This window comes from Polynucleobacter sp. MG-5-Ahmo-C2 (genome assembly GCF_018687735.1).
Taxonomy (GTDB): domain Bacteria; phylum Pseudomonadota; class Gammaproteobacteria; order Burkholderiales; family Burkholderiaceae; genus Polynucleobacter.
Genome location: NZ_CP061304.1, coordinates 1,545,600 through 1,559,879 on the forward strand (window position 1 = coordinate 1,545,600; position 14,280 = coordinate 1,559,879).

At 46.3% G+C, this 14,280-nt stretch carries 13 protein-coding genes; 6 read left to right on the forward strand and 7 right to left on the reverse strand.

Features of this window, described 5'->3' with window-relative positions:
• Positions 1-11: 11 nt before the first annotated feature.
• The gene (locus tag C2740_RS07910) at positions 12-2,387 is read left to right on the forward strand and encodes an ATP-binding protein (RefSeq protein ID WP_251369626.1); all 2,376 of its coding nucleotides are present in this window, start codon (positions 12-14) and stop codon (positions 2,385-2,387) included.
• A 49-nt stretch (positions 2,388-2,436) separates the two neighbouring features.
• The gene (gene dacB, locus C2740_RS07915; RefSeq protein ID WP_215292991.1) at positions 2,437-3,975 is read left to right on the forward strand and encodes a D-alanyl-D-alanine carboxypeptidase/D-alanyl-D-alanine-endopeptidase; all 1,539 of its coding nucleotides are present in this window, start codon (positions 2,437-2,439) and stop codon (positions 3,973-3,975) included.
• Here the strand turns inward: dacB and C2740_RS07920 are convergent.
• The 7 genes from C2740_RS07920 to C2740_RS07950 are packed head-to-tail and all read right to left on the reverse strand — an operon-like array spanning position 3,921 to position 11,426.
• The gene (locus tag C2740_RS07920) at positions 3,921-5,027 is read right to left on the reverse strand and encodes an L-threonylcarbamoyladenylate synthase (RefSeq protein WP_215292993.1); all 1,107 of its coding nucleotides are present in this window, start codon (positions 5,025-5,027) and stop codon (positions 3,921-3,923) included. The genes dacB and C2740_RS07920 overlap by 55 nt on opposite strands.
• Before the next feature lie 2 nt (positions 5,028-5,029).
• Positions 5,030-6,214 carry a 5-(carboxyamino)imidazole ribonucleotide synthase gene (locus C2740_RS07925; protein WP_215292995.1) on the reverse strand — a complete coding sequence of 395 codons (1,185 nt, stop codon included), beginning with the start codon at positions 6,212-6,214 and terminating at the stop codon, positions 5,030-5,032.
• 4 nt (positions 6,215-6,218) lie between these two features.
• A complete protein-coding gene (gene purE, locus C2740_RS07930; RefSeq protein WP_215292997.1) occupies positions 6,219-6,713 on the reverse strand; it encodes a 5-(carboxyamino)imidazole ribonucleotide mutase in 495 nt (164 codons plus the stop codon).
• A 41-nt stretch (positions 6,714-6,754) separates the two neighbouring features.
• The gene (locus C2740_RS07935) at positions 6,755-7,651 is read right to left on the reverse strand and encodes a phosphoribosylaminoimidazolesuccinocarboxamide synthase (RefSeq protein ID WP_215292999.1); all 897 of its coding nucleotides are present in this window, start codon (positions 7,649-7,651) and stop codon (positions 6,755-6,757) included.
• Between the two features lie 7 nt (positions 7,652-7,658).
• Positions 7,659-8,723: a class II fructose-bisphosphate aldolase gene (fba, locus tag C2740_RS07940; RefSeq protein ID WP_215293001.1), complete on the reverse strand. Its 1,065-nt coding sequence runs from the start codon at positions 8,721-8,723 to the stop codon at positions 7,659-7,661.
• Positions 8,724-8,775: 52 nt separating this feature from the next.
• Positions 8,776-10,212 (reverse strand): pyruvate kinase, encoded by a 1,437-nt coding sequence (gene pyk, locus C2740_RS07945; RefSeq protein ID WP_215293003.1) that lies wholly within the window; start codon positions 10,210-10,212, stop codon positions 8,776-8,778.
• 2 nt (positions 10,213-10,214) lie between these two features.
• Positions 10,215-11,426 carry a phosphoglycerate kinase gene (locus C2740_RS07950; protein WP_215293005.1) on the reverse strand — a complete coding sequence of 404 codons (1,212 nt, stop codon included), beginning with the start codon at positions 11,424-11,426 and terminating at the stop codon, positions 10,215-10,217.
• Between the two features lie 190 nt (positions 11,427-11,616).
• On the opposite strand from C2740_RS07950, the gene C2740_RS07955 reads away from it, so the two are divergent.
• The 4 genes from C2740_RS07955 to C2740_RS07970 are packed head-to-tail and all read left to right on the forward strand — an operon-like array spanning position 11,617 to position 14,279.
• Positions 11,617-12,540: a branched-chain amino acid transaminase gene (locus tag C2740_RS07955; RefSeq protein WP_215293007.1), complete on the forward strand. Its 924-nt coding sequence runs from the start codon at positions 11,617-11,619 to the stop codon at positions 12,538-12,540.
• A 14-nt stretch (positions 12,541-12,554) separates the two neighbouring features.
• Positions 12,555-12,743 (forward strand): zinc-finger domain-containing protein, encoded by a 189-nt coding sequence (locus tag C2740_RS07960; protein ID WP_215293009.1) that lies wholly within the window; start codon positions 12,555-12,557, stop codon positions 12,741-12,743.
• Positions 12,744-12,789: 46 nt separating this feature from the next.
• The gene (waaF, locus tag C2740_RS07965; RefSeq protein WP_215293011.1) at positions 12,790-13,824 is read left to right on the forward strand and encodes a lipopolysaccharide heptosyltransferase II; all 1,035 of its coding nucleotides are present in this window, start codon (positions 12,790-12,792) and stop codon (positions 13,822-13,824) included.
• Between the two features lie 20 nt (positions 13,825-13,844).
• Positions 13,845-14,279, forward strand: a complete 435-nt coding sequence (locus tag C2740_RS07970) for a nuclear transport factor 2 family protein (RefSeq protein ID WP_215293013.1) — start codon at positions 13,845-13,847, stop codon at positions 14,277-14,279.
• Position 14,280: the final 1 nt, after the last annotated feature.

The window sequence follows — 14,280 nt, forward strand, 5'->3', positions numbered from 1 at the left end:
GTGTAAGTGGGATGACATACGCCAACCCAATGAATTCGGCAGAACAGCAATGGATCGATGCCCACCCCATAGTGCACTTCAGTATTCATGAAAAATATGAGCCCTATTTACAAGAAGAAATTGGCGGCAAGCAGGCTGGTGTCTTTTATGCACTCCTGAAACAACTGGGGGAATTTACTGGTCAAGAATTTTTACCCAAATGGAGAAAGACAGATCAAGAAGGATTACAGCAGCTAGTCAATGGGGAGGTCGATTTTATGATCGATCCGCCAGCTCTTAATAATGGATACCTCAAATTTGGATCTCTGTCTAAGGCGATCTTTTGGGGGCATGACGCCATCCTGACAAGAAACTCTAAAAGCATTGAAGGTATTTCCCCTGCCAATATTGCTTACTTTGATCGTGGATATGAGAATCCACCCATACCCGAGCACCCTCAAACCCATATCTCCACCAATTCTGGGAAGCTCATTGTCGACCTACTCAAAAATGATATTGAAGCCTTAGTCTTGCCTATTCGACTGGCCCATCAGCTAGTCAATAGACTTGATGCGCCAGAGCTACAACTTGATGGCCTATACAGCCGAGAGCCCTTTGCATATCGCTGGCTAATTTCAAATCAAGATGGTGCTTTGCATAGCCTATTAAGTCAATTTTTAAATAGTTTAGACCCCATTGAATCACGCCATCTATTTGCTCTTGGAGAATTGAGCCCCGCCCCAAAAAGAAGTCCCCACTGGAAAGTTCTTCCGTGGCTATCAAGTTTCGCACTCTTAATACTTGGTAGTTTCATATTTTGGCGCCAGCTAAAAAGACAATCCCTCCAAGAGAAAATATCTTTAACCCTTATTGCCTCTAAAGAGTTGGCTGAAAAAGCGAATGCAGCCAAATCTGCCTTTCTTGCAACGATGAGTCATGAAATTCGGACTCCGATGAATGCCATATTAGGGGTGCAAGAGCTGCTTCTGACAAGCAAGCAATTTCCTGATAATGAAAAAACATTACTAAAGAGCGCCCATTCATCGGCCGAGTCTTTGCTGGGCATACTTAATCAGGTATTGGACCTTTCAAAGATTGAGGCGGGCAAGCTCACTCTCAATTTAGAGCCTTGTTGTCTAAATACTCTTGTTGACAGTATTCATTCAACATTTTCAGCGATGGCAAAGAAGCAGGGCCTGATCTTGCATACATCTAAAGATCCACGTATTGCTACCGTCTTAATGATCGATACTTTACGGCTCCGTCAAATTCTGCAAAATCTTCTAAGTAATGCCATTAAATTTACCGATAGAGGTGAAATCTACTTTTCTATCAACGTGCTAGCAGATGATCACGCGGGCCAGTTAGTTGAATTTAGAGTCATCGATACTGGAATTGGCATGGATACCGAAGATATCAAGCTAGCGCTACAAGCTTTCGAACAAGTCCCAGGTAAAACAGATCAGCAAAATGGTACCGGGCTTGGCCTAACCATTACCAATCATTTAGTTAACTCTATGAACAGCCAGCTCTACTTTGAAAGTACCCCTGGCTTTGGCAGCAATATACATTTTTGCGTCGCCTTCCCACGGACTAGCATTGCCGCATCTAGGAATGCCTCTGCAGACCAAACTACGATCTCGCGCAAACTGGTATCCAAATGCCCTCAGGGTCAAAATAGCCCACTTCAAGCATTAGTAGTTGAAGATCATCCTGCAAGTCGACAGATTATTTCTTTGCAATTGCAAGCCTTGGGTATTGAAGTCAGTATTTGTGAAAATGCAAACGAAGCTCTTGAATTGATATCTCAACAGTATTTTGACCTTCTTCTCACGGACCAGTCCATTCCGGGGATGCAGGGTTCAGAGTTAGCAAAACGCCTACGCTCTTTAGGTCATCGTGAAATAGTCATCATTGGTGTTACTGCAGATATCTACGCTTTAGACTCTAGGCATCAATTTCTTGCCGCTGGTATGAATGGCGTTCTGATTAAACCTGTGAGTCTTATGACCTTAGAAAATGAGCTAAGCCGCTATTTCACCTCTCAAAAAATCACAGGGCAAAAAGAGGCGGGGAATACTTCAGAAGAGTATTCCTTTGATATTTTCTCCAAGCTCTTAAAACAAAGTCCAAGCCATATTTTGGTCATACTAGATGAAATTAAAAAGGTTCATGACAATAGTCTTATTACACTGAAAACAGAAAAGCTAGATGAAGATGTTCTGGCACACATGATTCACAAGGTGAAGGGTGGGGCCCAGCTCTTAAATGCCAGGCGTTTTGTAGAGTGCTGTGAATTATTAGAGGCAAAGGGACCCTTAACCGATAGGATCAGATCATTCATCCAGTTACTAGAAGAACAAAATCAGATTATCGAGCGTTATAAAGCAAAGCATGCCAAGCATTAATTGAAGGCATGGCTTTGCCTTCAGACCTCCTAGGTTTATCCTATTGGCTATGCTGCATCTTTTGAATCGATCTCTCTCGGTAGCTTTGGCAATCCTCTGGATTGGGGGTCCTCTCTTTGCAATTGACGCAGAAGCTAAGGAAGTTATTAAGACGCTGCCTCGGTCAGTTTCCAGCAGCTTAGACCGAAATCAAATTCCCATTGAGGCTGTGAGTGTCTCGGTCATCGAGATCGAGCCAGCTTATCCTGGCAAGCATGTATCTAAAGATATTCTGAGTTGGCGCGCCGCTGAGGCCATGAACCCGGCTTCAACAATGAAGATCCTAACAACACTTGCAGGCTTAGATATTCTAGGGCCGCAATATCGTTGGCGAACGAATATCTATACTGATGGCGTTATTCGCCAGGGAACTCTGAAAGGGAATTTATATCTACAAGGTACAGGTGATCCGAAGTTGATCCCAGAAGAGCTGGCCAAACTAATGAAATCCCTCCAAGCCCTTGGAATTCAAAAGATAGATGGCAATTTATTCTTTGATCGAAGCGCCTATGCGCCTAGCGTGATGGAGCACAACACGATCGACGGCGAAGCCCTGCGCGCATATAACGTTCCGCCTGATCCACTGCTCTATGCGTTCAGAACACTCTCATTTCAGTTAAGCAAATCTCGCACAGCTGACTTTATCGATATCAGCTATACGCCAGCACTATCGCGACTGAAGGTTGACAATCAAATGCAGCTAGTGGATCGAGCCTGTGATAACTGGAAAAGCAATATCCTCTTCAACTTAGATCCTGAGGCCTCAAACAAAACAGATCAATTGGTAGTGGCACAGTTTTCAGGAGCCTTTCCAAATACTTGCAGAGACGTAAACTACAACGTCGTTGCGCTAGATGCCAATACTTTTCTTACACAAGGCTTTGCCGCGGCCTGGGAGTTATCCGGTGGCACATGGCGGAATCCTCCCGTCGGAAAAAATGGCAATGTACCTCTTGCAGCAAGGTTACTTCTGCAGTTTGAAGGCATCAACCTCGCTGATGATGTGTTAGATATCAATAAGTATTCAAATAATGTCATGGCACGCCAAGTTCTTTTGACCTTAGCGCTAGAAAAAATGGGGAAGCCGGCTACGACCTCTAATGGTGAGTTAGTCATTCAGAGTTGGCTTAAGCAAAATGGCTTAGATTTTCCTGGTCTCGTCATTGAAAACGGTTCGGGCCTATCTCGCAATGAAGCCATCTCAACAGAACAAATGAACCAACTCTTGTTCACTGCGCGCAATCTGCCAGTAGGGAATATTTTTTATAACAGTCTGCCGATAGCTGGTACCGATGGCACGATGAAAAATCGCCTCATGGCTCAGTTGCGTAAATTTCTCCATCTCAAGAAAAAGCCAGAAGTCAGAATGAAAACCGGTTCATTGGTGGATGTACGCGCCATCTCTGGCTATGTGATCAGCAAATCGGGAAAGATGTATGCAGTGAGCTCATTCATCAACCATCCAAATGCTTGGAGAGGCTTAGAGGCACACGATCAATTACTGTCGTGGCTAATGGAAGATGGCCCAGAACCAAAACACGCACGCTGAAGCCGATCTCTGACGCCATCCCATTCCTCACCAGATGGCGGCTCTGGGAATAAGATGAGATCCCAGCCCTGTTGATCCAAATCCCGTAATGAACGATATAGGCGACTAGCAAAAGTAGTGGCATCGCTCGATATCACTACTTCTTCAGCATCAATTGAGGGATGGTCCTCTAAAACTAAAGAGGATTCTGAATCCCACACCACTACTGCAACACGAGATTTTGTATCCGGAAATTCACTTAAGGCATCCAATACTCGACCTGGAGCATACAAGCGCAAGGGTGTGGTTGGAGCGTAATGGGCCTTGAGACTTCCAGAGACTCTTGGTGAGAGGTCTGCTAAATTGACATCATCGCCCTCGCGCTTTACCCCGCCATCTTGATAGACCTTAACTCCAGTCATCGCAAAAATTTCTTTTGGCGTAATTACACCAGGACGGAGTAAAACAGCTTTATCGCCGGAGGACATATCAATAATGGTTGATTCAATACCGACTTCACAATTGCCGCCATCTAAGATCATCAAATCCAGAATGCCTTCAAATTCATTTCGGACGTCAGCTGCACTAGTAGGAGATACTTTGCCAAAACGATTAGCAGATGGAGCAACTACGCCACCTTTGAACTTTCGCAATAACTCTTGAGCAATCGGATGCGCAGGCGCGCGTATGGCTACCGTATCCTGACCACCGGTTAATTCATTCAGAACACTCTTGTCTTTTTTAAAGACCAAAGTGAGAGGGCCGGGCCAAAAAGTATTCACCAGTGTTAGCGCATCTTCGGATAGATCCCTTACCCACGGCGCCAGCACTGATACCCAATCCACTTGAGTCTGATCAAATTTATCAGGTGCTGCTAGATGCACAATCAAGGGATGACTAGTAGGTCGGCCTTTAGTGCTAAAGACTTTTTTGATGGCCTCGGGATTCTTGGCATCTGCACCAAGGCCATATACAGTCTCCGTTGGAAAAGCGACTAAACCACCATCGCGTAAGGTCTGGACCGCCTCGTTGATCACCGCAGAAGATTGCAGTGGGGTACTATCAGCGAACATTTTTAGGGCTCAATGCCTAATTCAATAGCTACGGCAGCACAATTTTGACGAGCTTCATTTAGCGCCTCGCCTAGACAATTAATGTGGCCCATCTTTCTACCTATGCGTGGAGCAGATTTACCATAGAGGTGCAACTTTGCATCAGGATGGGCAAGCACTTTATTCCAGGCAGGTTCTTTTGCTTTTTCTTCGCCTCCCTCAAACCAAAGATCCCCTAGTAAATTCAACATAGAGACCGGAGCAAGTTGGCGGGTATCGCCTAGAGGGAGACGAGCCATTGCCCTTACCTGTTGCTCAAATTGACTAGTCACACAAGCATCCATGGTGTAGTGACCAGAGTTATGTGGACGAGGTGCGATTTCGTTGGCAACGATATCGCCATTCTTGAGTACAAAAAACTCAACGCAGAGAACTCCGACATACTCAATCTTACGTATGAGTGCTTTTGCCGCTTCAATAATTTTCTTTTCTTGTGCAGGCTTCAGTGATGGGGCTGGTACGGTGGAAGTATGCAAAATCCCATCGCGATGAATGTTTTGGGACACAGGATAAGCTACAACCACATCATCATATCCGCGCACGACTAAAGCAGAAACCTCAAAATCGAGCTCCATACGCTTTTCGAGCACACATGGCACGCGCCCAAAATCATTCCAGGCAGCAGTCAATTCTTCTAGAGTATGAACAGTTTCTTGACCTTTACCGTCATAACCCATCCGAGCGGTTTTTAAAATTCCAGGAAGGAGGTCGGCTGGAGTATGAGTAATGTCTGCAGCATGCTCAATAATGCAATGAGGCGCTGGGCCAATATTGGTTTCTGACTTCCAGGCGGCCAAGAATTTTTTCTCAGCAATACGGTTTTGCGCTAACGATACGCAGCTACTTCGTGGGGCCACAAAAACACCCAAGGACTCCAGTTCATCTAAAGCCTGAGCGGGAACGTTCTCAAACTCAGTGCTAACAGATGCGCACAAGGCTGCCATTTCTTTTAAGGCAGCAGAGTCGGTGTAATCGGCTTGAATAAATTTTTCTGCAACAGAACCAGCAGGGCTATCAGAGCCGGGATCTAAAACACAAACTTTATATCCCATCGCTTGGGCAGCCTGGGTAAACATACGCCCCAGCTGACCACCGCCCAATATTCCCAAATATGAACCCGGCAAAATGGGCCCCATACGATCCGCCATGTAATTAATATCCAGGCAAATTCATGGAGCGTGCAGTATCTGATTGCTTTGCACGAAACTCTGCGAGACGCTTAGCAAGGTCTGGATCATGTAATGCAAGGCCCGCAATAACATGCAAGGCAGCATTGGCTGCGCCAGCTTCACCGATGGCAAAAGTAGCCACCGGAATACCCTTGGGCATTTGAACAATGGAGTACAGAGAATCTTCACCGCGCAAGTACTTACTTGCAACAGGAACGCCATAAATGGGGACAATGGTTTTAGAGGCAAGCATGCCTGGCAAGTGAGCAGCGCCACCTGCGCCCGCAATAATGGCTTGCAAGCCATTGGCTTGGGCACTTTCTGCATATTGAAACATATCATCAGGCATGCGATGAGCAGACAGTACTTTAGCCTCGTGTGCAATACCAAATTGCTCCAGCATCTGGGCGGCGTGCTGCATCGTATCCCAATCTGAATTGGAACCCATCACTATTCCGACTACTGGCTTCTTGCTCATTTACTTCTCCAAATGCCCTAAATATTTCTCAAGAGACCCTATTATCCCCGAGTTAAACGATTCAGGGCTTCGCGGTACTTTTCTGCTGTCTTTTCAATCACGTCAGCGGGCAATTGAGGTGCTGGCGCAGTTTTAGGCCAAGGCTTACCATTTACCGCAGCAGTTTCCAGCCAATCACGCACAAATTGTTTGTCATAAGAAGGTGGGTTTGAGCCCACATAGTAGGTTTCCGCTGGCCAGAAGCGAGAGGAATCCGCCGTGAGGATTTCATCCATTAGAACCAATTGGCCAGATTCGTCTAAGCCAAACTCAAACTTGGTATCAGCAATGATGATTCCGCGTGTTACAGCATATTCTGAGGCAGCTTTATAAAGTCGAATGCTGACTTCACGAATTTGATTGGCTAATTTTTCACCAATGAGCTCAACCACTTTCGCAAAAGAAATGTTTTCGTCATGCTGACCAAGCTCTGCTTTAGCAGCCGGTGTAAAAATCGGCTCAGGTAATTTTTGGGCATTCTCTAGACCAGCAGGCAATGTAATGCCACAAACTTTCCCAGTCTCTTTGTAGTCATTCCAACCGCTTCCAGCGAGATAGCCGCGCACAACTGCTTCTACCAAAATTGGCTTTAAGCGTTTTGCGACCACTGCGCGACCTTTCACCTGGGCAACTTCATCAGGACTCACTACCGTAGTTGGATCAATTCCAGTCAAGTGATTTGGAATAACTGCGGCCAATTTATCAAACCAAAAATTAGCCATCTGATTTAATACAATGCCCTTCTCTGGGATCGGCTCACCCATCACTACATCAAATGCGGATAAACGATCAGTAGTGATCATTAATAGCTTGTCATCGCCCAAGGCGTAGACATCACGTACCTTACCCTTAGACAGCAAAGGTAAAGACTGAATGGTGGTGGCGTACAAAGCTGGCATTTTTAATTCACTTCACGATCTGAGTTAGCTTGCCGCTCTTATAGAGTTCAGCCATTTTTTCCAAGGGAATAGGTGTGATTTTGGATGCTTTTCCAGCAGATCCGAAAGCTTGAAAGCGCGCAATACAAACCTTCTTGGCAGCTTCACGTGCTGGCTTCAAATAATCACGCGGATCAAATTTGCTTGGGTTCTCAAATAAATAACGGCGAATAGCACCAGTCATTGCTAAACGAATATCGGTATCAATATTGATCTTACGGACACCATTCTTGATACCCTCCTGAATCTCTTCAACAGGCACGCCGTAGGTTTCTTTCATATCCCCACCAAACTCACGAATTTCAGCAAGCAACTCTTGTGGAACACTGGATGAACCATGCATCACTAGGTGCGTATTCGGAATACGCGCATGAATTTCTTTAATACGGTCAATTGCCAAAATATCGCCAGTCGGTTTTTTTGTGAACTTATATGCGCCGTGACTTGTACCAATCGCAATTGCCAAGGCATCGCATTGTGTGGCTTTTACAAAGTCAGCAGCTTGCTCGACATCGGTCAATAACTGCTCACGTGTCATCGTACCGTCAGCCCCATGACCGTCTTCCTTATCGCCTTTCATGGTCTCTAAAGAACCCAGCACACCAAGTTCTGCCTCCACAGTAACTCCAATAGAGTGGGAAAACTTCACGACTTCCTTGGAAACATCAATGTTGTACTCATAGCTAGCAACTGTTTTACCGTCAGCCTCAAGCGAACCATCCATCATTACGCTAGTAAAACCACTCTTAATTGCTGCCATACAGACTGCTGGACTTTGACCATGGTCTTGATGCATCACAACGGGAATATGAGGATATGCCTCGACAGCAGCAGAGATCAAGTGGCGCAGGAATGCTTCGCCAGCATACTTACGCGCACCCGCAGAGGCCTGCATGATGACCGGGGAATCAGCTTCACTAGCCGCTTCCATAATCGCAGTGACTTGCTCTAGGTTGTTAACGTTAAATGCTGGGAGACCATAACCGTTTTCAGCAGCATGATCCAAGAGTTGTCGTAAAGATACTAAAGCCATGATGTTCTCTTAATTTATAAAGTGTTAATAATTGAATTTAATAAAATGTGAATTACTTCACATGAATAATTTTGAGGGTATTAGTACCGCCAGGTTCACCCATTGGCTCTCCTGAGGTCAGCACCACTGTATCGCCCTTTTTAACGGCACCTGCTTTTTTTAAGCAAGCCTCAACTTCTTGCAAAGCGGTATCACGATCCTTGGTGTAATCCAGACCAATTGGCGTCACATTGCGATAAGTGCTCAATGCTCTTTGGGTTGCAATCTTTGAAGTTAAAGCAAAGATGGGGACATGAATGTTATGACGGCTCATCCATATTGCTGTAGAGCCAGAATCGGTCAGCGCTGCAATCGCATTTGCGTTTAAATGATGAGCAGTAAACAAAGCGCCCAAAGCAATGGTTTGATCAATACGGGTAAATGTTTGATCCAAGAAATCCGTATCTAATTTCACAGGGTCTGATTTTTCCGCTTCGACACAAATCTCCGCCATCGCTTTAATTGTTTGCACGGGATAAGAGCCGGCAGCAGACTCAGCTGAAAGCATGACAGCATCAGTACCGTCCAATACGGCATTCGCTACATCACTGACTTCGGCACGCGTTGGCACTGGAGCATTAATCATGGACTCCATCATTTGCGTTGCAGTAATCGTAAATTTATCTGCCTCACGTGCCCAAGCAATCATGCGCTTTTGTAACGCTGGTACTGCAGCATTACCCACTTCAATAGCGAGATCGCCGCGGGCAACCATGATGCCATCACTCTCCGCAATAATACTTTTGAGCGCCTCAGGTTCAATAGCTTCAGCACGCTCTACCTTAGCAATCGTTCTCACCTTGCCAACGCCGTATTTAGCACTAGCAGCATCAGCCAACTTGCGGGCATATGCCATATCAGCGCCATCTTTTGGAAAGCTAATCGCCAAGAAATCAACGCCCATAGCAATTGCAGCATCCAAATCGGAGATATCTTTTTCAGTGAGCGCTGGCGCAGTCAAACCACCACCAGCGCGATTAATACCCTTGTTATTCGAAAGCGGGCCACCCTGTTCTACGAGCGTATAAATTTCTCCGCCCTTAACGCTCTCAACACGGAGAACAACGAGACCATCATTTAACAGGAGGCGATCTCCAGGCTTCACGTCACTGGGTAGCTCCTTGTAATCGAGTCCTACGCGACCTTGATCGCCAAGCTCACAAGCAACATCCAAAATAAACTTCTCGCCCTCTTTGAGAAGAATCTTGCCATCTGCAAATTTACCCACACGAATTTTAGGGCCCTGCAGGTCGGCCATGATGCCAACTTCCTTGCCCGCTTCAGCAGAAATACTTCTCACTAAATCATGACGTGCTTTGTGATCTGCCACGGTCCCGTGTGAGAAGTTCATGCGTACTACATCGACACCTGCGCGAATCATGTCTCGCAATACCTCAGGTTTTTCTGAGGATGGCCCTAGAGTTGCAATGATTTTTGTGGCTCGAAGCATATTTAGTCTTTCGCTCTTTCAGCAAGTACTGCAAAGGCTGGCAAAGTTTTACCCTCGAGAAATTCCAAGAAAGCACCACCACCAGTTGAGATGTAATCCACTTGATTTTCAATACCGTATTTTGCAATTGCAGCCAATGTATCGCCACCCCCAGCAATCGAGAATGCTGGTGAGTGCGCAATTGCTGCAGCTAGCATTTTTGTGCCGCCGCCAAATTGATCAATTTCGAATACACCTAATGGGCCATTCCAAACAATGGTGCCGGCGTGTGCCAGCATGATGGAAAGACGCGCCGCAGTCTTAGGGCCAATATCCAAAATCATGTCATCTTCCGCCACTTGATCTGCAGACACTCTATTCGCACGAGCCAAAGGAGAGAGTTCGTTAGCAACTACAACATCCTCAGGAATGGGGACGTGTGCGCCGCGCTTTTCCATGAGATCCATAATCTCTCGAGCCTCATTGACCAAGTCGGGTTCTGCAAGCGATTTACCAATAGGCAAGCCTTTAGCAAGCATGAAGGTATTCGCAATACCACCGCCAACAATTAATTCATCCACTTTTTCGGAAAGTGCTTTGAGGATTGTGAGCTTGGAGGAGACTTTAGAGCCCGCAACGATTGCTACAAGCGGGCGCTTTGGACTTGCCAATGCGCGACTTAATGCGTCTAACTCGGCCGCCATTAATGGGCCGGCACAAGCAACTGGTGCAAACTTAGCAACACCATAAGTCGTTGCCTCAGCACGATGAGCAGTACCAAATGCGTCATTTACGTAAATATCACATAGAGCGGCAATCTTTTTGGCCAGCTCATCATTGTTCTTTTTCTCGCCCACATTTAAGCGGCAGTTTTCTAAGAGAACTACTTCGCCTGGATTTACTTCAAAGCCACCATCCACCCAATCGCTAATGAGCGGAACTTTGCGATGTAACAAAGTGGCAATGCGATCTGCTACAGGGGCCAAGCTATCTTCGGATTTAAATTGGCCTTCGGTGGGGCGGCCCAAGTGAGAGGTGACCATCACGGCAGCACCAGCATCCAAACACATCTGCACTGCCGGCATAGAGGCCCGAATCCGAGTGTCTTCAGTAATATTGCCCGCTTCATCCTGAGGCACATTGAGATCGGCACGGATAAAAACCCGCTTTCCCTTTAATTGACCTGTTTGAGCTAATTCACTTAAACGTTTAACTTTAAATAAGGATTCCGGCATGAGATTGGGCAAATAAGGTGGTTTGTGGGGATTGCTCCATTCTAAATCGTCTAGCCCAACTACCCCAAAGGATCTAAGCCAACATACCGCCCTGCCTGCTCTACAATAGGGTGCTTGGACGCATTTTGGGTCTAGGGCCACCAACCCTCCCTCGGCGCCCCGATTAACCAGATACAAAAAGGTAGAGAAAATGTCGATGTCCGACCGCGATGGCTTTATTTGGTCCGATGGGAAGCTGATTCCCTGGCGTGAGGCCAATATTCACGTCCTAACCCATAGTCTGCACTACGGCATGGGGGTATTCGAGGGCATCCGCGCCTATAAAACCCCCCAAGGCACGGCCATTTTCCGCCTACCAGAGCACGTAAAGCGCCTCTTTAATGGCACCAAGATTTTCCAAATGAACATGCCCTATAGCCCAGAAGTGATTAGCAAGGCAATTATTGATGTGGTGAATAGCAACAAGCTGGAATCTTGCTACATTCGCCCTATTATCTTTATTGGATCCCAAAAGCTCGGCATTTCCCCCAAAGGAAATACGATCCACACCGCAATTGCCGCCTGGGAATGGGGTGCTTATTTAGGTGAAGATGGCCTTAATAAAGGGATTCGGGTAAAGACCTCTTCATTTACCCGCCATTTTGTGAACTCCTCACTCGTTCGCGCCAAAGCATCCGGCTATTACATTAACTCTATTTTGGCAAATCAAGAAGTCACCGCCAATGGATATGACGAAGCTTTGTTGTTAGATACCGAAGGCTATGTTTCTGAAGGTTCTGGCGAAAATATTTTTATGGTGAGCGATGGCATTGTTTACACGCCAGATTTAGCATCATGCCTAGACGGCATTACACGTGATTCAATTATCGATATCGTGAAAGACCTCGGTCTTGAGTTGCGCGAAAAACGGATTACTCGTGATGAGATTTACTCTGCAGATGAAGCCTTCTTCACCGGTACAGCTGCTGAAGTTACTCCGATCCGCGAGCTTGATGACCGCACTATTGGTGATGGCAAGCGCGGGCCAATTACCGAAAAAATTCAGAAGACTTATTTTGATGCGGTATACGGTAGAAGCGATAAATACAAATCTTGGCTCACCTACGTCAAGTAATTAGGAATAGAAACATGACTCAAGCTCAAGTGGTTATGGTGGATGGCAAGGACCTGCCATTGCATTGCCCAACCAACCAAACTCCAGCCTGGAACTCTCATCCACGGGTTTTCTTGGACATCACGAAAACCGGGGAAGCAAAGTGTCCATACTGTGGCGCTGACTACAAACTCATTCCTGGTACCGAGCCACACGGACATTAAGCGATATCAGTGCCCCGCCATGGGGTGCTGACTCGGGATACAACACATGCAAAGTATTCTGATCATTGCCCCAAACTGGATTGGGGATGCCGTAACAACACAGCCTTTACTAGCCAATCTCAAGGCACTCTATCCAGATTCTAAAATTGATGTTCTTGCAAGCAATTGGGTGGCGCCAATCTATCGTGCCTGCACTGAAGTGCACGAAGTCATTGAAGCAAATTTTGAGCACAAGAAGTTGCAATGGGGCCTACGAAAGCAATTAGCCAAAGTGATTGAAGCCAAGCATTATCAAGTTTGTTTTGTATTGCCTAATAGCTTCAAGTCTGCCCTCATTCCGTGGCTAGCGAATATACCTTTTCGGATAGGCTACCGCGGCGAGTTACGTTTTGGTCTGATGAATTTATCTTTGGATAATCCAAGAAAAATTAATCGCCCGCCAATGGTTGAGCACTACTTAGCCCTGAGTCAACTTCTGGAGGATGATGAGTCTCTTCCGCTTGACCCAAGCGTTCCGAAGCTCAATGTATCCCCCGCAGCAAAGCAATCTGTACAAAACAAATTACAAAGTGCCAATATCAATCGAGACTTGATCTATGTGATGTGCCCGGGCGCGGAATACGGGCCCACCAAACGCTGGCCTACTGAGCACTTTGCAGTACTCGCACAAAATCTCATCGCACAAAATCTCAGTAACCAGATCATTCTGCTCGGCAGCAAAAGCGATCATGCTCTTGGCGAAGAAATTAGCTCCCTAGCAAAACAAGTCAGCAACATTCACAACTGGTGTGGCAACACTTCATTAGATGAAGCGATTGCCTTAATTGGAATGAGTAAAGCAGTCATCAGCAACGATTCAGGGCTGATGCATGTTGCGGCAGCCCTAAAGACCCCCCAAGTTGCCATCTTTGGCTCTAGCGACCCCGCCCATACACCGCCCTTGTCTGATAAAGCTAAGATTATTTGGCTAAATATGTCCTGTAGCCCATGCCACAAAAGAGTGTGCCCTTTGGGTCACCTACGATGCCTAAAAGACATCCTGCCGGAACAAGTATTGGCTACACTCAATACATTGAAATAATTACTCGGAAACGGTAAGTCATGACCAAACTTGCAAGACTCTTTCAAAATGCTGATGAAGTCGTAGATGCTTGGCGAGATGCACTGCGCCATCGTGATGTTAAGAGTGCTCTCGATATCTGGCTTGATGACGACTCCATTACCTGTGTTCTACCTGAAGGTCATCGCCTCAGTGGGCATGCTGAAATTCGTAAAGGCTTAGAGAGGTTGTTATCTAAACAACCCTTGTTCCTTGAGCCCGTTGCTTGCATTAGTCACTCCATCCTAGGGGCCGCTATTTATGACACTACGGAAGCAGTACATCTAAGACCTGATCAAGTAGAGGCTGAATTTTTCTTAAATATCACCCTGGTCTTATTACAGGATAGTCAGGGCTGGCGGATAGCGCATCTGCATGCAAGCCGCTCTACCGAAGAAACCTTTGATGCTCCCTCTACACCCCACGGTCTGCATTAAA

What these genes read in the sequence shown, in the direction of transcription:
- C2740_RS07910 (WP_251369626.1), top strand. Translation starts at nt 12, where the DNA reads ATGACATACGCCAACCCAATGAATTCGGCAGAACAGCAATGGATCGAT.
- dacB (WP_215292991.1), top strand. Translation starts at nt 2,437, where the DNA reads ATGCTGCATCTTTTGAATCGATCTCTCTCGGTAGCTTTGGCAATCCTC.
- C2740_RS07920 (WP_215292993.1), bottom strand. Translation starts at nt 5,027, where the DNA reads ATGTTCGCTGATAGTACCCCACTGCAATCTTCTGCGGTGATCAACGAG.
- C2740_RS07925 (WP_215292995.1), bottom strand. Translation starts at nt 6,214, where the DNA reads ATGGCGGATCGTATGGGGCCCATTTTGCCGGGTTCATATTTGGGAATA.
- purE (WP_215292997.1), bottom strand. Translation starts at nt 6,713, where the DNA reads ATGAGCAAGAAGCCAGTAGTCGGAATAGTGATGGGTTCCAATTCAGAT.
- C2740_RS07935 (WP_215292999.1), bottom strand. Translation starts at nt 7,651, where the DNA reads ATGCCAGCTTTGTACGCCACCACCATTCAGTCTTTACCTTTGCTGTCT.
- fba (WP_215293001.1), bottom strand. Translation starts at nt 8,723, where the DNA reads ATGGCTTTAGTATCTTTACGACAACTCTTGGATCATGCTGCTGAAAAC.
- pyk (WP_215293003.1), bottom strand. Translation starts at nt 10,212, where the DNA reads ATGCTTCGAGCCACAAAAATCATTGCAACTCTAGGGCCATCCTCAGAA.
- C2740_RS07950 (WP_215293005.1), bottom strand. Translation starts at nt 11,426, where the DNA reads ATGCCGGAATCCTTATTTAAAGTTAAACGTTTAAGTGAATTAGCTCAA.
- C2740_RS07955 (WP_215293007.1), top strand. Translation starts at nt 11,617, where the DNA reads ATGTCGATGTCCGACCGCGATGGCTTTATTTGGTCCGATGGGAAGCTG.
- C2740_RS07960 (WP_215293009.1), top strand. Translation starts at nt 12,555, where the DNA reads ATGACTCAAGCTCAAGTGGTTATGGTGGATGGCAAGGACCTGCCATTG.
- waaF (WP_215293011.1), top strand. Translation starts at nt 12,790, where the DNA reads ATGCAAAGTATTCTGATCATTGCCCCAAACTGGATTGGGGATGCCGTA.
- C2740_RS07970 (WP_215293013.1), top strand. Translation starts at nt 13,845, where the DNA reads ATGACCAAACTTGCAAGACTCTTTCAAAATGCTGATGAAGTCGTAGAT.